The sequence below is a fragment of the Piscinibacter gummiphilus genome, assembly GCF_002116905.1.
Classification (GTDB): domain Bacteria; phylum Pseudomonadota; class Gammaproteobacteria; order Burkholderiales; family Burkholderiaceae_C; genus Rhizobacter; species Rhizobacter gummiphilus.
In genome coordinates this window covers 1642450-1664804 of the sequence record NZ_CP015118.1, presented here as the reverse complement: position 1 = coordinate 1664804, position 22355 = coordinate 1642450, and the positions used below count along the sequence as shown (strand labels likewise).

Genomic DNA, 22355 nt, shown 5'->3' with positions numbered 1-22355 from the left:
ACTACAATGACTTCACCATGGCCACCTCCCCCGATTCCCCGCCCGACGTGATGGAGCAGATCCACACGCTGATGCACGCGCTGAAGGCGCGGGTCATGCGCGGCTCACCGGAGGCCGGCGGCCGCCGAGTCGCGCCCACCGAGGCCCGCATCCTCCACCACGTCGCCCGCCACCCGGGCTCCACGCAGGGTGACCTCGTCGAACGCACGGGCCGGGACAAGGGCCAGATCAACCGGCTGATCCAGCAGGTCGAGGACGCGGGCCTGCTGGTGCGCGTGCCCGACGAGACCGACCGGCGCAAGCTGCGACTGGAACTCACGGCGGAGGGTCGCGAGGTGGTCAAGGGCATCGCGGCCGAACGGCGCAAGCTGTCGGCGAAGCTGGTGGCCGACTTCACGCCGGACGAGCGCGAGCAGCTCGCGTCGCTGCTGGCGCGGTTGCAGAAGAACCTGGGCGACTGATCAGGCCGGGATCACCCCGTAGACCAGCCCCCGCTCCCGGAGGAACTTCCGGTAGTGCGCGGCCAGCAGGTCCGCCCGCTGCGCCTGTTCCGCCCGCGCGTCGAGCGGCAGGCGTTTCGGGCGCTGCGACTCGAGGATGGGCCGGTCCTGCGCGAACACCGTGTCCTGGAAGTCGCGCACGGCTTCGTCGGGCTCCGGGGAGCGGATGCCCGAGAAGATCATCCACACCTGACACTCGGTCTCGGTCATCGGCTGGATGAACAGCGTGATGGCCTCGGCCACCTCGGTGCCCACCACCTGCTTGGTGAGGATGGCCGACAGCGGCCGCGAGATGCGGTAGCCGTAGACCACGTCGGACGCCCCCTCGGCCTGCAGGTTGGCCCGCGGCTGGCTGACGCGCATGCCCACCGCCCGCACGCCCGCCTCGCCGGAGTCGTCGACGAAGGCCTCCACGTCGTACGGCGGCACCTCGGTGTCACCGGCCGCGCCGAGGATGCCCTCGTGCACGAACGAGAAGTGCGCCATGTCGATGAAGTTCTCGACCACCCGCGGCGCGCAGGCGTTCACCGCGTACGGCCCGGCCTGGATGTGGCGAAGCCGCGTGTCGGCGAACTCGGGGTACGGCACCACGTCGTGCGCCGGTTTGCCGAGGCACACCCAGACGATGCCGTAGCGCTCCTGCGCGCGGAACATCTGCACCATGGGTTGCGGCGGGCACGGCGTGGACGGCTGGGCCGGCTTGAGCACGCAGCGGCCTTCGCCGTCGAAGCGCCAGCCGTGGTACGGGCAGGTCAGCGTGTCGTCGACGACACGGCCCAGCGACAGCTTCGCGCCACGGTGCGGGCAGCGGTCGTCCCACACGTGCACGGACCCGTCGGCGCGGCGCCAGAGCACCAGTTCCTCGTCGAGGAGGCGCACGGGGAGGGAAGCGCCAGCGGCCAGCTGGTCGCTCCAGGCGACGGGAAACCAGTCGTTCCGGAGAACGGGATCATTCGGGGTCATCGGAAGGTCGGTACGGCAACAACCCTCCGATGATTGCAGATCGGAACACCCGATCAGATCACTCGGAAGAAGTGCGTGCCGTCGCGGCCCAGCTGCGCCACGAGTCCGAACTCCCAGTCGAGGTACGCCTGCATCGCCTCGCGGGCGTTGTCGGTGCCTTCGTACGGGCGGCGGTAGCGGTCGACGCGCGGGGCAGCCAGGCGTGCCTCGCCCTGCTCGTCGGGCAGGCCCGCGGCGAACCACGCGGTGTTGCCCCCTTCGAGCACCCACACCTCCGCATCCGTCAGCGCCTTCAGGTCGTCGGCCGCGAAACGGGCCAGCAGGCTTGTGCCACACGTGACCACGTAGCGGCGGGTGCGCGGGATGACCTTCAGCGCCTCGGGCAGCAGCGAGCGCGGCGACCACCATGCGCCGGCGACGTGGCGTGCCACGTGGTTCGCGCTGGCGGTGACGTCGATCACCGCGGTGTCGCCGGTGGCGAGCCAGTCGGCGAGGGTCACGGGGGCGACGCTGCGCACCACGGGAGTGTCCGGCCGCGGCGCCACGTCGGGGCCGGTCTCGACGTCGCCACCCAGGCCGTCGATCACGGCCACGTCCCAACCCATCTGCGCGAGCCACGACGCGGACATGCGGGCCCGCACGCCATCGTCGTCGGTCAGCACGAGGCGCGCGCCGCGCACGGGCGCGTGCACGTCGGTCTCCTGCACCAGCTGGCCGCCCGGCGCGCCACGGAAGCCGCGGCGGTGCCCGCGCGCATATTCCTCCGGCGTGCGCACGTCGAGGCGATAGGTGGTGCGATGGGCTTCGGCGAGCCAGGCCGCGAGCTGCGTGTCGTCGATCACGGCCACGCCGGCGCGGCGCGCCACGTCGTCGGCCGAAGCCCGTGCGGCCGCGGGGTCGCCCGCGGGCACGTCGGCGAAGCGGCGCGACTGGCCGTGCGCGAGCGACTGGCCCGCGAGCGTCCAGCCGATGGTGCCGTTGCGCAACGCCGCCACCGGGTTCGGGATGCCCGCGTTCACGAGCGACTGCGTGCCGATGATGCTGCGCGTGCGGCCGGCGCAGTTGACGATCACGCGCGTGGCCGGATCGGGCGCGAGGTCGCGCACGCGCAGCACCAGCTCGGCACCGGGCACGCTGATGCCGCCCGGGATCGACATGGTCTGGTACTCCTCGAAGCGGCGTGCGTCGAGCACCACCACGTCGGCCTTCTCGTCCAGCAGCGCCTTCACCTCGGGGGCCGAGAGCGACGGCGTGTGGCGCTCGGCCTCGACCAGTTCGCCGAAGGCCTTGCTGGGCACGTTGACGTCGCGGAAGACTTCACCGCCCGCGTCGCGCCAGCCCGCGAGGCCCCCCGCGAGCACCGACACGTCGGTGTAGCCGAGGGCACGCAGCCGCGTCGCCGCGGGCAAGGCCAGACCCTCACCGTCGTCGTAGACCACGAGGGGCACGTCGCGCCGCGGCAGCCGTCCCCAGGCCTCCAGCTCCAGCTTCGACAGCGGCAGGTTCGCGGCCCACAGCGGGTGCGCCTGCGCGAACGGATCCTCCTCGCGCACGTCGAGCAGGGCGATCTCCTCGCGGGCGAGGAGCTTGGAACGGACGTGGGCGGGGGTGACGGTGGAGATGTTCATGGGATCTGCGAGTAACCGGAAACGAACGGCGTGGGCGTGCCGTCCTCTGAATACGTGGCGCGTTCGACGCGGCCGATGTCGGCCCCGTACGCATGGATGCTGATCGACACGCGGTCGTCGAACGCGTTGCGCACCTGGTGCACGTCGCCGATGTTCGGCGAGACGGCATCGACCTGCCCGCGCTCGAGCCGCACCGGTGCCCCGGACGGCACCATCGCGTGGCGGCCCGCGAAGTGGAAGCCCTGCGAGAACTCGGCGCCGCGCAGCACGCCGATCAGGCCCCAGGTCAGGTGGTCGTGGATGGGCGTGGCCTGGCCCGGTCCCCACACGAAGGACACGACCGAGAAGCGGCCGGCCGGGTCCACGTGCAGCGGGTACTGGCGGTAGCGTTCGCCGGGGCGGGTCCAGGGTTCGGGCAGCCAGTCGTCGGACGCGATCAGCTCGGCGAGCCAGGCGCTGCCCGAGGCGAGCACCTCCGGTTCGCCAGCGCCACGCGACAGCAGCTGGTCCAGCCGGTCGACGAACAGGCCGAGCGCCGCGGGCCGGGGCGCGGCGATGGCGGGGTTGCCGGGGAGGTGCCAGTCGGACATGACTTCCGTCTCGATCAGGGTCGGGGGACCATCATCTCACCACGGCACGGCGGCGTCAGCCCCAGGCGGCCGCGGCGGTGTCCCACACCGCACGGCTGCGCGCCACCAGCAGGCCGGGGCGCCGGTCGCCCGCGCGGTACGGCGTGCCGTCGAGCCGGGCCGCATGGCCGCCGGCCTCGGTCACGAACAGCGTGCCCGGCGCGTGGTCCCACGCGAGGGTGCGCCAGTACAGCACGGCGTCGAAGCCACCCGCCGCGACGGCCGGGTACTCGGCGCCCGCGCAGTTGACGCCGGGAAGCACCTCGACGCCGGCCGACGCCGCCACGCGCGCCTTGTGGTCCTCGGGCAGGAACCGTGTCTTGACGACGGCCCGGCGCAGCCCCGCGCCCTCGGGGGCATGCACCCGTTCGCCATCGCGCCAGGCGCCCTGCCCGCGTTCGGCGTGGTGCATCACGCCCGACAGCGGGTCGAGCATCCACGCCGCCACCGTCTCGCCACCTTCCAGCAGCGCGACCATCGACGACAGCGGCTCGCGGCCCGCGATGAAGTTGTTCGTGCCGTCGAGCGGGTCGACGAGCCACACCACCCCGTCGTCCAACTGGTCCAGCAGTTCGGGCGTGGCGGCGCACTGTTCCTCACCCACCACCCGCGAGCCCGGCACCAGCGCGCGCAGCGCCGGGGTCAGCCGGGCCTCGACCTCGCGGTCGACCACGGTCACCCACTCGCCCGGGGCCTTCTCGATCGCGTCGCCCTGCTGCAGGCGGCGGAAGCGAGGAGCGATGAGGTCGGCGGCGGCGGCACGCATCAGTGCGGTCACCTGGTCGTGGCGAAGGGAGGTCATCCGGTCATGTTAGCGGCCCGCGTTCACGCCGGCTTCCACACAGGTGACTCCACCACCGCCACCTTGCGCGGGATGATGTTCGCCTGCACGAAGGCGTCGGCGATGCGCTGCTGCTCGGCCAGCGCCTCGGCGTCCACCGGCTGCACACGGTACGAGCGGCGCTGGTTCGCGGCCTCCACCGTGGCGGCGTCGAGGCCGATCACCGGGCCGTGCCATTCGGCGGCCGGGCCCGGGTTGGCCTTGACCCATTCGCCCGCCTTCTTCAGTTCGGCGAACACCGTGTTGAGCACGTCGGCCCGGCGCTGCGCGTACGGCGACGCGGCGAGGTAGAAGCGGCGGTAGGCCGACAGCTTGCCGCCGTCCTGCAGGATGCGGGCGTTCGACTGGCGCTGCACGGCGGCGAGGAACGGGTCCCAGATCACCCACGCGGCGACGCTGCCGTTCTCGAACGCGGCGCGACCGTCGGCGGGCGTGAGGTACGCCGGTTCGATGTCCTTGATCGACAGGCCGGCCTGGGCCAGCGCCTCGAGCAGCAGGTAGTGCGCGCCGGCGCCCTTCGCGAACGCGACCTTCCGGCCCTTCAGCTGGGCGAGGCTGCTGACGGGCGAGTCCTTGCGCACGACGATGGCCTGGGCCTGCGGCGACGGCGACTCGATCGCGTAGTACGTGAGCTTCGCGCCGGCGGCGAGCGCGAACGGCGGCACCGCGTCGGCGACGTCGGCGGTCAGATCCACCGCGCCCACGTTCAGGGCTTCCAGCAGTGGCAGGCCCGACGTGAACTCGTGCCACTGCACCGACACGTTCAGCGGCGCCAGCGCCTTCTCGAGGGTGCCGCGCGACTTGAGCAGGATGGTCAGCGTGGACGACTTCTGGAAGCCGACGCGCACCTTCTCGGGGTCGGCCGCGAATGCGGAGGCGAACGGTGCGGCGGCGCCGGCGAGCAGCAGGTGGCGGCGGCGCAGCGCGCCTTGGAAGATGTCGGACATGGGGGCCTCGGGACTTCGATGACGGAAGGCTGAGACACTACGGCCGCCGGTCCGCGCGGAAAACGAAGTTCTCCGCCTTTGCTTATGCGTTTCGGGCCCGGCACTTGCAAGCGGGAGCCACCATGACCGAACCCACCCTGCTGATCCGCAACGCCCGCGTCGTCGCCACCCTGGACGACGACCGCACCGAATGGCACGACGCCAGCGTGTTCGTCCGCGGCCCCGCCATCGAGGCCATCGGCCCGTCCCATGCGCTGCCCGCCACCGCCGACGAAGTCATCGACGCCCGCCACCACGCCGTCGTGCCCGGCCTCGTCAACACGCACCACCACATGTACCAGTCGCTGACCCGCGCGGTGCCCGCCGCGCAGGACGCCGAGCTCTTCGGCTGGCTGCGCACGCTGTACCCGATCTGGTCGCGCCTCACCCCCGAGATGGCCCACGTGTCCGCGCAGCTCGCGATGACCGAGCTGCTGCTGTCGGGCTGCACCACCAGCAGCGACCACCTGTACCTGTACCCGAACGGCGTGACCCTCGACGACACCATCGCCGCGGCCGCCGTCACCGGCATGCGCTTCCACCCCACGCGCGGCAGCATGAGCGTGGGCGAAAGCGCGGGTGGCCTGCCGCCGGACCACCTCGTCGAAAGCGAAGCGGACATCCTCGCCGACACGCAGCGCGTGATCGAGCGCCATCACGACCGCTCGCGCTTCGCGATGGTGCGGGTGGCCGCGGCACCCTGCTCGCCGTTTTCGGTGAGCAGGGAGTTGATGCGCGACTCGGCCGCCCTCGCCCGCTCGCTGGGTGCCCGCCTGCACACCCACCTCGCCGAGAACGACCACGACGTGGCCTACAGCCAGGCCACGTTCGGCATGACCCCCACGCAATACGCCGAGAGCGTCGGCTGGCTCGGCGACGACGTGTGGCACGCGCACTGCGTGAAGCTCGACGCCCACGGCATCGGCCGCTTCGCCGCCACCGGCACCGGCGTGGCCCACTGCCCGTGCAGCAACATGCGGCTGGCCTCCGGCCTCGCCCCGGTGCGCGCGATGCTCGATGCCGGCGTGCCGGTGGGCCTCGGGGTGGACGGCAGCGCCAGCAACGACGCGGCGCACCTGCTCGACGAGGCGCGCCAGGCGATGCTCGTCGCCCGGGTGCGCCGCTCGCTGGAGCCGTTCGGCTGCGACCACGGCCCGCGCGACATGACCGCCCGCGACGCCCTCGCCGTGGCCACGCGCGGCGGGGCGCGCGTGCTCGGCCGGGACGACATCGGCCACCTCGCCCCCGGCATGGCGGCCGACCTCGCCGTGTTCGACCTACGCTCGCCCCGCCTCGCCGGCGGCGCGGTGCACGACCCGGTCGCCGCGCTGCTGTTCTGCGGCAGCCCGCGCGCCGCCTTCACCGTCGTCAACGGCCGCGTGGTGGTGCGCGACGGCCAGCCGACCGGCGTCGACCTGCCGGTGCTGATCGAACGGCACGAGCGGCTGGCGGCCCGACTGGTGGCCGGCTGACATCTCCGTAGAATGGCGCCCGCCAGCCGGGGGCGATGGAACCGGCACCACCACGTTCACCCAACTCCACCAGCCATGTCGCCACAGGGCACGCGGGACCACGAGACGGCCTGGGCCTTCGGTCCGTTCCGGCTGCTGCGCGCCGAACGCCTGCTGCTCGACGGCCACCGGCGCGTGCCGCTCGGCGAGCGCGCCACCGAACTGCTGATCGCGCTGCTGGAACGCGCGGGCGACGTCGTCAGCCGCGACGAACTCACCGAACGTGTGTGGCCCGGGTCGGTGGTCGACGAGACGAGCCTGCGGGTGCACATCGCCGCGTTGCGCAAGGCGCTGGGCGACGACCCGGCCGAAGGACGTTTCATCCGCAACGTGCCCCGCCGCGGCTACCGCTTCGTGGCACCGGTGCATGCCGCGGCGCCCGTGCCCATCGCACCGCACAACCTGCCCGCCCGCACCACCCGGCTGTTCGGCCGCGACGACGCGCTGCGCCACCTCGCCGCCCAGGTGCCCTCGCGCCGCCTCGTCACCATCACCGGCCCCGGCGGGATGGGCAAGACCACGCTCGCGCTCGCGCTGGCGGAGTCGGTGCTGCCGCTGTGGCGCGACGGCGTGCGTTTCGTCGACCTCGCCTCGGTCGCCGACCCGCGGCTGCTGCCGGCCGCGGTGGCCGCGCTGTTCGACCTGTCGGTGCCGCGCGACGATCCGCTCCCGCCGCTCGCGGCCTTCCTCCACGACCGGCACCTGCTGTTCGTCATCGACAACTGCGAGCACCTCGTCGAGGCCGTCGCCACGTTCGCCGAACAGTTGCTGCGCCTCGCACCCTCGGTGCACATCCTCGCCACCAGCCGCGAGCCGCTGCAGGCCGAGAGCGAGTCGGTGCACCGCGTCGCCGCGCTCGAGATCCCGCCGGACGGCGACGGACTCACCGCCACCGGCGCGCTCGCGTGGCCCGCCGTGCAGTTGTTCGTCGAACGGGCCGCGTCGTTCACGCTGGACGACGGCAACGCACCACTCGTGCGCGACCTGTGCCGCCGCCTCGACGGCATCCCGCTCGCGATCGAGTTCGCCGCGGCGCGCGTGGAGACGCTCGGCCTCGCGGACGTCGCCCGGCAGCTCGGCGGCCGGCTCCGGCTGCTGGGCAGCGGCCGCCGGCCCACGCAGCCGCGCCACCGCACGCTGCGCACGATGCTCGACTGGAGCCACGACCTGCTGCCCCCGTCCGAGCGCGACACGCTGCACCAGCTCTCGGTGTTCCGCAGCGCGTTCCCGCTCGACGCCGCCGTGGCGGTGGCCGGCGAGGACCGCACGGCGGCCGTGCTCAACCTCGTCTCGAAGTCGCTCGTGTCGACCGACGGCCGCGGCACCGCGCCGCTGTACCGCCTGCTCGTCAGCACCCGCGACTACGCCGCCGAGAAGCTCGCCGCCGGCCCCCATGCCCGCGATGCCCACCTCCGCCACGCCCGTCACCTCCACCACGTGCTGGTGCAGTCCGAGCGCGGGCGGTACGACGTCGCGCGCCGCGACTGGCTCGTGGCCCACGCCCGCCTGGTCGACGACGTGCGCGCCGCCGTCGCCTGGTGTTTCGCCCAGCCCGACACCCTCGCGCTGGGCGTGGAACTCACGGGTTCGGCCACGCTGCTGATGGGCGAGATGGGCCTGCTCGACGAGTACCGCCCGTGGGTCGACCGCGCGCTGCGCCACGTGCAGGACCCCGCGATGGAACTGCGCCTGCTCACCACGCGGAGCATGCTCGGCTCGCAGTCGGTCGCCCCCGTCGACGCCGCCGCCGGGTTCGACCGGGCCCGCCACCTCGCGAACGAGCTCGGCGATCCCACCCACCGCGTCGCACCGTTCCACGGGGTCTGGAGCCGCGCGTACGGCACCGGCGACTACCACGCGGCGCTCGCCGCCGCGCATGCCATCGGGCGCCTCGCCGACGAGTCCGGGAACCCGATGACCCGGCTGATGGCCGACCGCCTCGTGGGCATGACCTCGCACTACCTCGGCGAACACGCGCGCTCGCGGCAGCTCGTCGAACGGGTGCTGGACGCGCCGTCGGACCGCGCCCCGCTCAGCTACGTGATGCTGAGCCCGCGCGGCGTGGCGATGCGCATCGTGCTGTCGCGTTCGCTCTGGATCGAGGGCCGGGTGGACGAGGCGTGGACCGTCGCGCAGGCCGGGCTCGCGCTCGCCGAGTCCGAGAACCCCTATGCCCTCGCGCAGATGCTCGGGTCGTCGCTGTGCCCGCTCGCGCTCTGGCGGGGCGACCTGGACGCGGCCCGGCACCACGTGCAGCGCCTCGCCGACCATGCGCGGCGGCACTCGTCGCCGTACTGGCAGTCGTGGGCGCACCACTACGGCATCGCGCTCGCGCGGATCGACGACCCCGGCGCGCCGGTCCCCGAGGTGAAACCCGGGAGCCTGAAGGAACTGGATTCCCTCGCCACCGTCTCCGACGTGTTCGCGACCGCCGAGGCCTTCGCCCGCCACGACCGCGGCGACGTGGGCTGGGGCGCCGCGGAGGTGTTCCGGCGGGTGGCGGAACGGCACCTCGCCGAGGGGGACCTCGCCGCCGCCCGTGCGCTGTTCGACCGCTCCCTCGCCGTCGCGCGGGCGCAGGGGGCGCTGTCGTGGGAGCTGCGCACCGCCACGAGCCTTGCCCGATGGAACCGGTCCCCGGCGCACCTCGCGGCGCTCGCCGCGGTGCTGGACCGCTTCACGCAGGGCGACGGCACCGCCGACCTCCGTCAAGCGCGCGCGCTGCTCGGCTGAACGGAACCCTGTCGCCGATTCACCGTTTTTCACGTGCGGTCCGAGGGGCCGCCGCCGATCATTCGTCCATGTGGTCGGACCTCCCGGCAGTTTCGGGTTCTTCCCGCCACACCCGAGAAGAACCGACAAGCCCCCGGCGGGCAGGCGGGCGCCACGGCGCATCGCCCCGTCCCGCGAGACAGGAGAAGAACCCATGGACACCACTGCATCCCGACCCCTGATCGTCCACATCGAGCATGCCGAACCGCTGATCGCGGCCGGCGCCCTGCACGCGCTGCAGGCCCAGCCGGGCATCGACGTCCGCCCCGCCGACACGGGCCCGGCCGACGTCGTCATCGCCGACTACCGCAGCGGCCTGCGCCTGGCCACCGAGGCCCGCACGCGCCCGCCCCGCCCCGGCCGCCCCGCCCCCACGCGGCTGATGGTGGTCACCGTGCACGACCGCGAACACGAGGTGCGGCAGGCGCTCGAATCGGGCGTGCACGGCTACCTGCTGACGAGCTGCCACACCGAGGAGCTGGTGCGCTGCGTGCGGGCGCTGGGCAACGGGGCACGCTACCTGTGCATGACCGTGGCGCAGCGCATGGCCGACAGCTTGACGCGCGAGTCGCTCACGTCGCGGGAAGTCGACGTGCTGCGCCTGCTGGCGCGGGGCCAGTGCAACAAGGCCATCGCCACCGACCTCGACATCGCGGTGGGCACCGTGAAGGCCCACGTGAAGGCCATCATGGGCAAGCTCGACGCCCGCAGCCGCACCCATGCCGTCACGGTGGCGGCCGGCCGCGGTCTCGTCGACGACACCGTCCCGCACGAGAGCCGCCTCCCCGAGGACACCGGGCGGCCGTTCGCGGCCTCGGTGTTCACGCAGCCGAGCCCGCTCGCCAGCTGAGCGCCGGGGGTCGTGAAGCTCGTGAAGGGCGTGCCGGTTCACGCCCTTCACAAGATTTCACGGCGATTGACAGGCCCCCTCCCTCATGATGCCGCCCGGTGCAGATCGCCGTGCGCCACCACCTTCCCTGTCCCGATGCCACCATGACCGCCCACGTGCCCCGCCGTTTCCTCCCCTCGACCGTCGCCGCCGGCTGCGCGTCCCTGCTGGCGCCCTGGGCCGCGGCCCAGGGCGCGGCGGAACCGGTTTCGCTGCCGGAGGTCACCGTCACCGCCGAACGGGTCGAGAACGTGTTGCGCAGGACCCCCGTGTCGGTGGGCGTCGTGGACTCGAAGGAGATCGAGCGCAAGGGCATCACCCAGCTCAACGACCTCGTGGGCCTGGTGGCCGGCGTGTCCGTGCCCAACGGCTTCAGCAACATGCCGCAGGCGGTGGGCATCCGCGGCGTGGGGGTGTCGTCCCCGGCGATGGCGCAGGCCGTGGGCATCTACATCGACGACGTGCCGCTCATCCGGGGCTACGCCACCGCGCTGTGGGACCTGCCGGACATCGAACGCATCGAGGTGCTGCGCGGGCCGCAAGGCACGCTGTACGGCCAGAACGCCACCGCCGGCGCCGTGCGCTACATCTCGATCGATCCGTCTGCGGACACCAACGCCTGGCTGTCCATGGGCGTCGGCAACCTCGACGCCTTCGAGGCACGGGGCTATGCCAACGGCCCGCTGGGCGACGGGCCGCTGTCGGCGAGCATCGCGTTCTCGCGCAAGGTGAACGACGGCTATGCGCGCAACGCCACGCTCGACACCGACGTCAACCGCATCGACGCCACCCAGTTCCGCGCGAAGCTGCGCTGGGCCGCGAGCGACACCACCAGCGCCGTGCTCGCCATCGACGGGCTGAAGGACGGCTCGGACACCAACACCGCCAACTTCCCCGCCGGCGGCCCGCCCCGCGTGACCTACACCCCGGCCGGCCCCGGTGCGTTCGAACGCCAGGCGGGCGGGGCGTCCCTCAAGGTCGAGTCGCTGCTCGGCGACGGCCTGATGTTCCGCTCGATCACCGGCTACCGGGCCTACACGGACGACCCCACGATCGCCGACTTCGGCGGGCTCGCGACGCCGCAGTACGTGATGTCCCAGCGCATCGAGCAGCAGGCCTTCACGCAGGAGTTCCAGCTGCAGGGCCGCGAGGCGAAACGCCAGTGGACCGTGGGCACGATGTTCGTGTCCGACCGTTTCGACTTCCAGCGCGGCGTGGACGCCTACCCCGCCGCGGGCCTCGTGCACTCGGATGCGCGCACGCACCAGGAGACGCAGGACCTCGGGCTGTACGGCCAGGCCCGCCAGGCGGTGGACGAACGCACCGGCGTGATCGGCGGGCTGCGCCTGTACCACACGCGGCAAAAGGCCGCGAACGCGTTCGCCCGCACCGACAACACGGGCACGCTCGTGCCGGTGTACTCAGTGGACGGGCTGTCGACGTCGGACACCGGGCTGCTGCCGCGCCTGGGCGTGGACCACCAGTGGTCGCCCGACCTGTACCTCTACACGAGCATCGCCCAGGGCGCGAAGTTCGGCGGCTACAACCGCGCCGCGGAATCGGTGATCTCGGCGCAGACCCCCACCGACCCCGAACGGGTCACCACGTGGGAGGGCGGCGCCAAGGGCCGGTTCCTCGGCGGCCGCCTCTCGGCGAACGTCGCGTTCTTCTACAACGACTACCGCGACTACCTCGCGGCGCTCACGAACCTCGTGATCGGCGGCGTCACGGTGCCCGACGCCGTGCTCGTGAACGCCGGCAAGGCCCGCACGTACGGGGTCGACATCGACATGGCTGCGAAACTGAGCGCCCAGGTCGACTGGACCCTGTCGCTCGAGCTGCTGAAGTCGCGCTTCGACGAGTTCGCGAACCCGACGGGCCAGGCCTCGCGCGACTACGTGGGCAACGACCTGCCGAACGCACCGCCGGTCACGCTCGGCACCACCCTGAGCTACCGCCAGCCGTTCTCGAACGGCGCCGAGGCCAACCTCGATGCCACGCTGCAATACCTGAAGGCCCAGTACACCGACGTCGCGAACACCCCGGAGCTCAAGGCGCCGGACCAGACCTACGTGAACCTCGGTGCGAACTTCATCGACCCGTCGCGCCACTGGACCTTCTCGCTGCGCGTGCGCAACCTGTTCGACAAGTCGTACGCGCTGCTGCACACGCGCATCCCGGTCTACGGCGTGCACGCCGTCTACTACAACCCGCCGCGCACGCTGATGTTCACCGCGCGCTACGACTACTGACGCCCCCCTCCTTCGTTCAGGTCCCGGGCGCACCCTGGGGGACATGACCGCAGCGGTGCGCCGATGCATCCTGAAGGCCCATCCCGAAGGAGCTCCCATGAGCGAACGCATCACCATCACCACCCCGGACGGCGCCTTCGGCGCCTACCTCGCGCGCCCCGCGGCCAGCGGCACGCCGGCCCCCTCGATCGTCGTCATGCAGGAGATCTTCGGCATCAACGCCGACATGCGCGAGACCTGCGACACGCTCGCGTCGCAGGGGTTCATCGCCGTGTGCCCCGACCTGTTCTGGCGCCTGGAGCCGGGCATCGACCTGTCCGACCGCACGCAGGCCGAATGGGAGAAGGGCTTCGCGCTTTACCAGGCCTTCGACTTCGACCAGGGCGTGGAAGACGCGGCCGCGGTGCTCGCCCACGCGCGGTCGCTGCCGGGCGCGTCCGGCAAGGCCGGGATCATGGGCTTCTGCCTCGGCGGGCTGATGACCTTCCGGACCGCGTCGAAACACGGTGCCGATGCGGCGGTGGCCTACTACGGCGGCGGCACGGAGCAGTACGTCGACGAGGCGCGTTCGCTGAAGACACCGCTGCTGATGCACCTGGCGGGCGAGGACGAGTACATCTCGAAGGACGCGCAGAAGACCATCCACGCGGCCCTCGACGTCCACCCGCAGGTGAAGATCCACGACTACCCCGGCTGCAACCACGCCTTCGCCCGCCACGGCGGCCAGCACCACGACGCCGCGGCCGCGGCGCTCGCCGACGGGCGTACGCTCGCGTTCTTCGACACCCACCTGAAGTGAGGCCCGCATGCCGTCCGAACCGTACCAACCGATCAGCTGCGAATTCCACGACGTGCTGGAGTCGCTCGCGACGAAGGCCCGCCGCGCCCCGGTCGTCTATGTCGGCGACGACGGCACGCGGCACGAGGTGTCGGCGGTGATCGCCGACCTCTTCGGGCGCGACGGGGTCGAGTACATGACACTCGACTCCGGCGAATCGATCCGTCTCGACCGCATCGTCACGGTCGACGGCGTGAAGCTCGCCGATTTCCAGGGTGGTGTGGAAGGGTGAGCCCCCCACCGCTAGACTGAGGTGATGGATGCCCCTCGCCTGACCCGCGCCCAGTGGCTCCGATGGGCCGCCGGCCTGTCGGCCGCGGGGCTCTGGCCGCACGGCGTGCCCGCCGCCGCACCGCCCATGCACACCCGCCCCATCCCGTCTTCCCGCGAGCCGCTGCCCGTGATCGGCTGCGGCACCTACATCGGCTTCGACCAGGCCCCGGGCAGCGCCGAGTACCAGCGGCTGCCCGCGGTCGTCGACACGCTGTTCGCCGCCGGCGGCAAGGTGATCGACAGCTCGCCGATGTACGGCCGCGCCGAGGCCACCACCGGCGAGGTGCTGGCCGCTCGCGGCAAGGCGGGTGAAGGGTTCCTCGCGACGAAGGTGTGGACCACGGGGCGCGAGGCCGGCATCCGGCAGATGGAGACGTCGATGCGGCTGCTCGGTGCGAAGCGCCTCGACCTGATGCAGGTGCACAACCTCGTCGACTGGCGCACGCACCTCGCGACGCTGCGCGGCTGGCAGGCCGAGGGCCGCGTGCGCTACCTGGGCGTCACGCACTACACGGCCTCGGCCTATCCCGAGGTGGAGGCGGTGCTGAAGTCGCAGAAGCTCGACTTCCTGCAGATCAACTACGCCTTCGACGACCGCGAGGCCGCCGAGCGGCTGCTGCCGCTGGCGGCGGACCGCGGCGTGGCGGTGATCGTGAACCGCCCGTTCGGCGGCGGCGGCCTGCTGCGCCGGCTGCGCGACGAACCGCTGCCCGGTTGGGCCGGCGAGATCGGCGCCACGTCGTGGGCGCAGGTGCTGCTGAAGTTCGTGCTGAGCCACCCGGCCGTCACGTGCGCGATTCCCGGGACGAGCCGGGCCGAGCACATGGTGGACAACGTGGCGGCCGGCCGGGGCGTGCTGCCCGGGTCAGCGTTCTGGACCGACAAGGTGCTGCCGGTCTAGACATCCGGGAAATCAGTCGGTCGCCTTGCCGCCCAGCAGCCCGTCGCGCGTGGCGCCACGCACCTTCGGGCCGATCCACACCTTCATCAGCATCGGGAAGAAGGCCTCGCCCTGGATGGAGTCGCCGATCTTCTGGCCGTTGAGCGAGAACTCGGTCGTCTGCGTGGACGGCGAGTAGTCGACGATCACCTCGTCGCCCTTGTTCACGCGCTTGCGGTTGCCGAACACGGTGCCCAGCTGCGACGTGGCCACGATGTTGGCCGAGAACTCGGCGGTGGAGACGTTCTGGCGGATGCGGTCGAGCATGGCGTTCGACAGGTCGCGGGCGGACACCTCGCGCACCATGAAGAAGTGGATGCGCTTGACCCCCTTCTCGGCGACCGCGCCGTCCATCGTCGTCTGCTTCTTCGGCAGGTAGAAGGCCACGGCGGTGGACTTCATCGACAGGATGCTCGACACCGCGGCGCCGTTGAGGTGCAGGGTCTGGCCCTGGACCGTGGCCGTGTCGGCGAACTTGTAGCCCTCCACTTCGACTTCGGCGCGGGCCGCCCCGGTGGCGAAGGCCATCACGAGGGCCAGGGGGGCGAGGTAGCGGGACAGGGTCATGGTTTTCCTTGGGGCTGAACGGGTTCGAACACGAGCGGTGGAACGGTTTGTGACAAAACGTTCACGATGACGCGATGGCGACTGTAAGCGCTCGATCTCGACGAGACATTGCAGTTCGGGTGCATTTTGGCGCGTGTCGTGAATTGCGCACGTGCAAACGTCTCAAAATAAGAACGAACGTTCGATTTTATCGACGGGCGGGCTATATTCGCGTCCGCCGGACCTTCCGGCCATCCGCAAAACCCCCACCCGCAGAGACCTCCATGACCGTTTCGAACCCCGTCCGCCGTCTGGCCGTCCTGGCGTCGGCCCTGACCGCCGCCTTCACCGCCCCGGCCTTCGCCGCAGAGAACGGGCAGGTCCGCGCCCTGCTCGGCGCCCCGTCGTACGAACTCGCCACGCCCCAGTTCCCGGGCGTCTACGGCCAGCTCTGGTACCAGCACTACAGCGCCGACAAGGTGAAGGACAACAACGGCGACGACGTCAGCCAGTCCGCCACCGTGCCGGGCGTCGGCGTGGTGCCGGTCAAGGTGGACACGAAGGTCCGCGCCGACGTGATCGTGCCGCGCGTCACCTGGATCACGGAGCAGCTGGTCGCCGACGGCCGCCTGGGCTTCTCGGCCTCGCTGCCGCTCGTGAAGCAGCGCACCACGGTCGGCCTGTCGTCCCCCGTGGCGGCCCTGCAGCCCACGTTGAACGCCCTGGCCGCCACGCGGTCCGGCGAGGAAAGCGGCATCGCCGACATGGAAGTCGCCGGCTTCGTCGACTGGCAGCAGGAGGCCTCGCGCCTGGCCGGTGGCCTGGCCGTCGTCGCGCCCACGGGCGACTACGAAGCCGGCCGTGCCGTGAACATCGGCACCGGCAAGTACTGGACGCTGCGCCCGCTGCTCGTCGCGTCCCACGTCTGGGAGAACGGCTTCCAGATCGGCACGCGCACCACCTACTCGGTGAACTCGACCAACCGCGACACCGGCGTGAAGTCGGGCCAGTACCTGCACGCCGACTGGGCGGCCGTGTACCCGCTCGGCGACCTGTGGCGCATCGGCGTGCAGGGTTACGCGCTCGTGCAGACCACCAAGGACAAGGGCGCCAACGTCGCGGCCGACGGCAACAAGGTCCAGACCTACGGCGCCGGCCCGACCGTCGCGTACCTGAGCGAAAGCGGCACCTGGGCCATCGACTTCAAGGTGATGCAGGAGTTCGCCGTCCGCAACCGTCCGGAAGGCACGGTGGGCTGGCTGCGCCTGAACTTCCGCGTCGACTGATCCCGGCGCGCCGATAGAATCCGGGCCCCGCCGCCTCCGCGGCAGCCCGGCGCGCGCCCCATGCCCCACGTTCTCGTCGAACGGCTCGTCAAGTCGTACCGCATCGCCGAACGCGACCCGGGGCTGTGGGGCGCCATGCGCGGCATCGTCCACCGCCGCCACCGCACGGTGGAGGCGCTCTCCGGCGTCACGTTCTCGCTCGAACGCGGCGAGCTGCTGGGCCTGATCGGCCCCAACGGCGCCGGCAAGTCCACCACCATCAAGATCCTCGCCGGCATCCTGCGGCCCGACGGCGGCCGCGTGGAGGTCGATGGCCGCCACCCCTTCGACGACCGCGAGCGGCACGTGAGCCGCATCGGCGTGGTCTTCGGCCAGCGCACCCAGCTCTGGTGGGACCTGCCGGTGGGCGAAGGCTTCGACCTGCTGCGCGACATCTACCGCGTGGACCCGGCGCGCTACCGGCGCACCCGCGACGAACTGGTCGCGATGCTGCAGCTCGAGCGCCTGCTCGACCAGCCCGTGCGCCAGCTGTCGCTCGGCCAGCGCATGCGGGCCGAGATCGCCGCCGCGCTCCTGCACGAACCCGAGCTGCTGTTCCTCGACGAACCCACCATCGGGCTCGATGCCCCGTCGAAGCTGGCCGTGCGCGACTTCGTGAAACGCGCGAACCGCGAACGCGGCGCCACCGTGCTGCTGACCACGCACGACATGCACGACATCGAGGCGCTGGCCGAGCGGGTCATCATCATCGGCCACGGCCGGGTGCTGGCCGACAGCCCGGTCGACGCCTTGCGCACGCAGGTGCTCGCCCAGCGCCGGCTCGTGGTCGACTTCGACGGCACGCCTCCCGAGACGTTCGACCTGCCCGGCACCGACGTGGTCGAACGCGACGGCCGCACCGTGGTGTTCGGCTTCGACCCGGCCACCTCGTCCGCGCCCGCGCTGATCGCGCGGCTCGTCGCGGAGCACGCGGTGGCGGACATCCACCTCGAGGGCCTGTCGATCGAGGAGGTCATCTCTCGGTTCTATGCCATGCACGGCGCGGGTGAAGCGTGATGAGACCGTACGTCGCGGCCTTCACCTCGCGCTTCCTGCAGATGCTGCAGTACCGCACCGCCGCGCTCGCGGGCTTCGTCACCCAGTGCTGGTGGGGTGGCATCAAGGTGATGGTGCTGGCGGCCTTCTACGCCAGCGGTGCCCCTGCGTCGATGCCCCTCGCCCACGCCATCACGTACACCTGGATCGCCCAGGGGCTGCTGGCCCTGCTGCCGTGGGCGGGCGACCCCGAGGTGGCGCTGTCGGTGCGCACCGGGTCGGTCGCGTACGACCGCCTGCGGCCCGTGGATGCCTACGCGCTCTGGTTCGCGCGCACCACCGGCTGGGTCGCCGCGCGCGTGCTGCCGCGGGTGGCGCTGATGGCCACGTTCGCCGTCGTGCTGCTGCCGCTGGCCGGGCTCGGCGCATGGGCCTGGCAGCCGCCGGCGACGCTTGCGGCGGGCGCGTTCGCGGCCGTGTCGGCGGGGCTGGCCCTGCTGCTGTCGGCCGCGTTCGTGATGCTCCTCAACATCGCCACCGCCGCGCTGCTGAACGACCGTGGCATCAACGCGCTCGCGACACCGCTCGTGATCGTGCTGTCGGGCAACCTGCTGCCGCTCGCGCTGCTGCCCGACACCTGGCAGGCCGTGCTCCTGCTGCAGCCGTTCGCCGGGCTGCTCGACATCCCCGTGCGCCTGTACTTCGGCGAGTTCACCGGCTGGACGGCGGTGGGTGCGCTCGGCCTGCAATGCTTCTGGATCGCCACGCTCGCCGCCCTGGGACACGCGGCGATGGGCGGCGCGATGCGCCGGCTCGACGTGCAGGGCGGCTGACATGGGCACCCTTCCTCTCTTCGCCCGGCTGGTGGCCGCCTCGTTGCGCGGCCAGGCGCGCTACCCCGAGTCGGCGCTGATGCTGACCCTCGGCCAGTTCCTCGCGACGGGCATCGAGGTGATCGCCGTGTGGGCGCTGTTCCACCGCTTCGGTGACGTCGCGGGCTGGCGCATCGGCGAGGTAGCGCTGTTCTACGGCCTCGTCAACGTGATGTTCGCCGTGGCCGACACGTTGGGACGGGGCTTCGACGTGCTCGGCACCGAGTTCCTGCGCACCGGCGCGTTCGACCGCCTGCTGCTGCGCCCGCGCGCGCTGACACTGCAGTTGATGGGCCACGACCTGCGCGTGAGCCGCCTGGGCCGCCTGCTGCAGGGGCTGCTGGTGATCGGCTTCGCCACCGTGTCGGCCGGCATCGCGTGGACTCCCGCGACCGTCGCGCTCGCGCTGTTCGCCGTGGCCGGCGGCGCGGCGCTGTTCCTCGGCATCCTGGTGCTGCAGGGCACGCTGTCGTTCCGGACCATCGAGAGCCTGGAGGTGGCCAACGTGCTGACCTACGGCGGAGTGGAAGCCGGGCAGTACCCGCTCGCGATCTACGAGCGGTGGTTCCGGCAGCTGCTGACCTTCGTCGTGCCGCTCGCCTGCGTGGCGTACTACCCCGCGGTCGCCCTGCTCGGCCGCCCCGATCCGCTGGGCGCGCCGGCCTGGGTCGGCTGGATGTCGCCGCTCGCCGGCTTCGCCTTCCTCGCCGCCAGCTTCGCCGCGTGGCGGGTGGGCGTGCGGTACTACACGTCGTCCGGGAGCTGACCCGGGGGGCTCCGGCCTGCAAGAATTTCCGAAGGCGCCTACAATAGATAGCAAGCTTGCTAATTTAAAGAGCCGCCATGACCCGGACCACCGCCCGCACCCTCCGCGAGACCTCGCTGATGACCATCACCTCCTCGCTCGGGGTGGTCGAACGCGCGTACCGCGCCGTGGCCGACCAGGCCGTGTCGCACGTCGGTGTCTCGCAGTCGATGGCCTGGCCGCTCGTGATGATCGGCCGGCACGGCGACGGCATGCGCCAGGGCGTGCTGGCCGACATCCTGAACATCGAGGGCCCGTCCCTCGCACGCTCGATGGACCAGCTCGTGCAGGCCGGCCTCGTCGATCGCCGCGAGGACCCCACGGACCGCCGTGCCAAGACGCTGCACCTCACCGCCGCCGGCAGGGCCGCGTGCGAGCAGCTCGAGACCTCGCTGAACGCCGTGCGGACCGAGGTGTTCGCGGGCGTGCCCGACGACGACATCGCGGCCTTCCTGCGCGTGTTCACCACGCTGCGCGAACGCCTCGGCCTGCTGCCCGTCGAGGTCGCGCCACCCGCCGTGGGCCGCAAGCCGCCGGTGAAGCGCCCATGAGCACGCTGCGCTTCAGCCGCGCGGAACTGATCTTCTCGGTGAAGGCGTTCGCGGCCGCGATGCTCGCGATGTACATCGCGAGCCGCCTCGGCCAGCCCCGCCCCTTCTGGGCGATGATGACCGCGTACATCGTGGCCAGCCCGCTCGCCGGCGCCGTCCGCTCCAAGGCGCTGTTCCGCTTCGGCGGCACGCTGATCGGGTCGGCCGCAGCCGTGCTGCTCGTGCCCGCGCTGATCAATTCACCCGAGCTGCTCACGCTGGGCCTCGCGCTGTGGGTCGGCGCATGCCTCTACTTCTCGCTGCTCGACCGCACCCCGCGCTCGTACCTTTTCATGCTGGCCGGCTACACCGCCGCGCTGATCGGGTTCCCCGCGGTGGACACCCCGCTGCAGCTCTTCGACATCGCCGCCGCGCGCGTCGAGGAGATCGGCATCGGCATCCTGTGCGCCTCGCTCGTGCACGCCGTCGTGCTGCCGCAAAGCCTCTCGGCTCCGGTGCTGGGCCTGCTCGACCGCGGCCTGCGCGACGCGCGCCAGTGGCTGCTCGACCTCGTGCGCGGACCGGCGAAGGACCTCACCGCCGACCGCCAGCGCCTCGCCGCCGACCTCACGCAGCTGCGCCTGCTCGCCACCCACATTCCCTTCGACCCCACCCACCTGCGCCACAGCGGCGACGCCGTGCGCGCGGTGCAGGACCAGCTCGCCGCGCTGACCCCGGCCCTCTCCGCGGTGGAAGACCGCCTGCAGGCGCTGCAGTCCGCCGAGGGGCGCCTTGCGCCCGACGTGATGGAACTGCTCGCGGCGTTCGCGGCCTGGGTGCAGACACCGGACGACGACACCCCGCTGCGCACCGCGCTGGACACATTCGCCACGCAAACGTCGGACGACCACGCCGGCTGGCCCCTCGCCCTGCGCGTGTCCCTCGCCGAACGTCTCGCCGAACTCGTGGCCACCTGGCACGCCGCACTGGCCCGCCGCGGCGACGTGGACCACGGCCTGACCGGCGCCACGCCGCCGAAGCCGTCCGTGGTGGGCGACCACGTGCTGCACCGCGACCACGGCATGGCGCTGCTGTCGGCGCTGGCCGCGGTGATCGCGATCGCCGTGTGCAGTGCGTTCTGGGTCCTCACCGGCTGGCCCACCGGCTCGGCCGCGGTGATGATGGCCGCGATCTTCTGCTGCTTCTTCGCGTCGATGGACGATCCCGTGCCGGCCATCCACGGCTTCCTCACGTTCACGCTGTGGTCCGTGCCCATCTCGGCCGTCTACGTGCTGTTCGTGCTGCCCGCGGTGCGCGACTTCGGCATGCTCGTGCTCGCCTGCGCACCGGTGTTCCTCGTGCTCGGCGCGCTGATGGCGCGCCCGTCCACGGTGCTGTCGGCGATGCCCGTGCTGATGGGCGTGGCCACCACGCTCGCGATGCACGACACGGCCAACGCCGACCTCGCGAGTTTCGCAAACTCGATGATCGCCCAGGTGGTGGGTGTGGTGGTGGCCTCGCGCACTACGCGCCTGATGCGCTCCATCGGCGCCGACTGGAGCGCGCGGCGCATCCAGCAGGCCACGTGGCGCGAACTCGCCGGCGTCGCGGCCTCGCCCCGCCAGCCCGTGCACGCCGCGGCGCAGACCGTGCGCCTGCTCGACCGCATCGCGCTGATCGCCCCGCGCGTGGCCCAGTCCGGCGGCAAGATCGACGGTCTGCCCGCCGACGCGCTGCGCGACCTGCGCCTCGGCACCGACATCGTCACGCTGCAGCGCGTGCGCTGGCACCTGCCGCTCGGCGTGACCGGTGCGCTGATGGCCGACCTCGCCCGCTGGCTGCGCGACCTCGGCGCCGGTGGCGACGCCGCCCAGCCGGCGCACCTGCTCGACCGCGTCGACGCCGCGCTGACCGCCACGCTCGCCACCCACGACCCCGCGTCGGCTGAACGTTCGGCCGGCCTCGGGGCGCTCGTGGGCGTGCGCCGCGCCCTGTTCCCCGACGCCCCGGCACCGGTCGTGTCCGCGCGTGTTCCCGAAGGAGTGTCCCCATGATCGGCGAAGCCAACGTCTTCGGCGTGTACCTGCCCTGGCTGCTGGTGCTCGCCACCCTGGGCCTGTTCGTGACCTGGGGCCTGCGCCACCTGCTCGCCGCGACCGGCGCCTACCGCTGGGTGTGGCACCCGGCCCTGTTCGACATCGCGCTGTACGTGCTCGTGCTCCTCGCCCTCAGCAGCGCCTCCCGATTCCTCCAGTGAGA

Annotated in this window: 21 protein-coding genes; 15 read left to right on the top strand and 6 right to left on the bottom strand. The window is 72.0% G+C overall.

Features of this window, described 5'->3' with window-relative positions:
- Nucleotides 1–17: 17 nt before the first annotated feature.
- Entirely contained in the window at nt 18–461 is a 444-nt protein-coding gene (locus A4W93_RS07480; RefSeq protein WP_085750022.1) for a MarR family winged helix-turn-helix transcriptional regulator, read from the top strand.
- Here A4W93_RS07480 and A4W93_RS07475 read toward each other — a convergent pair whose 3' ends face one another.
- Genes A4W93_RS07475 through A4W93_RS07455 form a run of 5 tightly spaced genes read right to left on the bottom strand, consistent with a single transcriptional unit; the run spans nt 462 to nt 5508 of the window.
- Nucleotides 462–1463: an aromatic ring-hydroxylating oxygenase subunit alpha gene (locus tag A4W93_RS07475; protein WP_085750021.1), complete on the bottom strand. Its 1002-nt coding sequence runs from the start codon at nt 1461–1463 to the stop codon at nt 462–464. It lies immediately after the preceding gene.
- 53 nt (nt 1464–1516) lie between these two features.
- Nucleotides 1517–3091: a rhodanese-related sulfurtransferase gene (locus tag A4W93_RS07470; RefSeq protein ID WP_085750020.1), complete on the bottom strand. Its 1575-nt coding sequence runs from the start codon at nt 3089–3091 to the stop codon at nt 1517–1519.
- A complete protein-coding gene (locus tag A4W93_RS07465; protein ID WP_085750019.1) occupies nt 3088–3681 on the bottom strand; it encodes a cysteine dioxygenase family protein in 594 nt (197 codons plus the stop codon). Before A4W93_RS07465 ends, A4W93_RS07470 begins: the two co-directional genes overlap by 4 nt.
- Before the next feature lie 55 nt (nt 3682–3736).
- On the bottom strand, nt 3737–4522 hold the full coding sequence (locus A4W93_RS07460; protein ID WP_085750018.1) for an inositol monophosphatase family protein: 786 nt from the start codon (nt 4520–4522) through the stop codon (nt 3737–3739).
- A 23-nt stretch (nt 4523–4545) separates the two neighbouring features.
- Nucleotides 4546–5508 carry an aliphatic sulfonate ABC transporter substrate-binding protein gene (locus tag A4W93_RS07455; RefSeq protein WP_085750017.1) on the bottom strand — a complete coding sequence of 321 codons (963 nt, stop codon included), beginning with the start codon at nt 5506–5508 and terminating at the stop codon, nt 4546–4548.
- A 122-nt stretch (nt 5509–5630) separates the two neighbouring features.
- On the opposite strand from A4W93_RS07455, the gene A4W93_RS07450 reads away from it, so the two are divergent.
- From A4W93_RS07450 to A4W93_RS07420, 7 genes are all read left to right on the top strand, one after another.
- Nucleotides 5631–7019 (top strand): 8-oxoguanine deaminase, encoded by a 1389-nt coding sequence (locus A4W93_RS07450; protein WP_085750016.1) that lies wholly within the window; start codon nt 5631–5633, stop codon nt 7017–7019.
- A gap of 75 nt (nt 7020–7094) precedes the next feature.
- The gene (locus tag A4W93_RS07445) at nt 7095–9791 is read left to right on the top strand and encodes an ATP-binding protein (protein WP_169726514.1); all 2697 of its coding nucleotides are present in this window, start codon (nt 7095–7097) and stop codon (nt 9789–9791) included.
- 193 nt (nt 9792–9984) lie between these two features.
- Nucleotides 9985–10680, top strand: a complete 696-nt coding sequence (locus tag A4W93_RS07440; RefSeq protein WP_085750014.1) for a response regulator transcription factor — start codon at nt 9985–9987, stop codon at nt 10678–10680.
- Nucleotides 10681–10823: 143 nt separating this feature from the next.
- Entirely contained in the window at nt 10824–12971 is a 2148-nt protein-coding gene (locus A4W93_RS07435) for a TonB-dependent receptor (RefSeq protein ID WP_157131612.1), read from the top strand.
- Nucleotides 12972–13068: 97 nt separating this feature from the next.
- Nucleotides 13069–13770, top strand: coding sequence for a dienelactone hydrolase family protein (locus A4W93_RS07430; protein WP_085750012.1), 702 nt, complete (start codon nt 13069–13071; stop codon nt 13768–13770).
- A gap of 7 nt (nt 13771–13777) precedes the next feature.
- Nucleotides 13778–14041, top strand: coding sequence for a hypothetical protein (locus A4W93_RS07425; RefSeq protein WP_085750011.1), 264 nt, complete (start codon nt 13778–13780; stop codon nt 14039–14041).
- 39 nt (nt 14042–14080) lie between these two features.
- Entirely contained in the window at nt 14081–14983 is a 903-nt protein-coding gene (locus A4W93_RS07420; RefSeq protein ID WP_174694903.1) for an aldo/keto reductase, read from the top strand.
- A 12-nt stretch (nt 14984–14995) separates the two neighbouring features.
- On the opposite strand, the gene A4W93_RS07415 is transcribed toward A4W93_RS07420, so the two are convergent.
- Nucleotides 14996–15589 (bottom strand): chalcone isomerase family protein, encoded by a 594-nt coding sequence (locus A4W93_RS07415; protein ID WP_085750009.1) that lies wholly within the window; start codon nt 15587–15589, stop codon nt 14996–14998.
- Between the two features lie 263 nt (nt 15590–15852).
- On the opposite strand from A4W93_RS07415, the gene A4W93_RS07410 reads away from it, so the two are divergent.
- The 7 genes from A4W93_RS07410 (at nt 15853) to A4W93_RS07380 (ending at nt 22353) form a co-directional block, all read left to right on the top strand.
- Complete coding sequence (locus A4W93_RS07410; protein WP_157782131.1) at nt 15853–16854, top strand: SphA family protein; 1002 nt, start codon at nt 15853–15855, stop codon at nt 16852–16854.
- A 60-nt stretch (nt 16855–16914) separates the two neighbouring features.
- The gene (locus A4W93_RS07405) at nt 16915–17910 is read left to right on the top strand and encodes an ABC transporter ATP-binding protein (protein WP_085750007.1); all 996 of its coding nucleotides are present in this window, start codon (nt 16915–16917) and stop codon (nt 17908–17910) included.
- A complete protein-coding gene (locus A4W93_RS07400; RefSeq protein ID WP_085750006.1) occupies nt 17910–18722 on the top strand; it encodes an ABC transporter permease in 813 nt (270 codons plus the stop codon). The genes A4W93_RS07405 and A4W93_RS07400 overlap by 1 nt, the downstream gene beginning before the upstream one ends.
- 1 nt (nt 18723) lies before the next feature.
- A complete protein-coding gene (locus A4W93_RS07395; RefSeq protein WP_085750005.1) occupies nt 18724–19527 on the top strand; it encodes an ABC transporter permease in 804 nt (267 codons plus the stop codon).
- 77 nt (nt 19528–19604) lie between these two features.
- Nucleotides 19605–20117 (top strand): MarR family winged helix-turn-helix transcriptional regulator, encoded by a 513-nt coding sequence (locus A4W93_RS07390; protein WP_169726513.1) that lies wholly within the window; start codon nt 19605–19607, stop codon nt 20115–20117.
- Nucleotides 20114–22150 carry an FUSC family protein gene (locus A4W93_RS07385; RefSeq protein WP_085750004.1) on the top strand — a complete coding sequence of 679 codons (2037 nt, stop codon included), beginning with the start codon at nt 20114–20116 and terminating at the stop codon, nt 22148–22150. The genes A4W93_RS07390 and A4W93_RS07385 overlap by 4 nt, the downstream gene beginning before the upstream one ends.
- Complete coding sequence (locus tag A4W93_RS07380) at nt 22147–22353, top strand: DUF1656 domain-containing protein (RefSeq protein ID WP_085750003.1); 207 nt, start codon at nt 22147–22149, stop codon at nt 22351–22353. The genes A4W93_RS07385 and A4W93_RS07380 overlap by 4 nt, the downstream gene beginning before the upstream one ends.
- Nucleotides 22354–22355 lie beyond the last annotated feature (2 nt).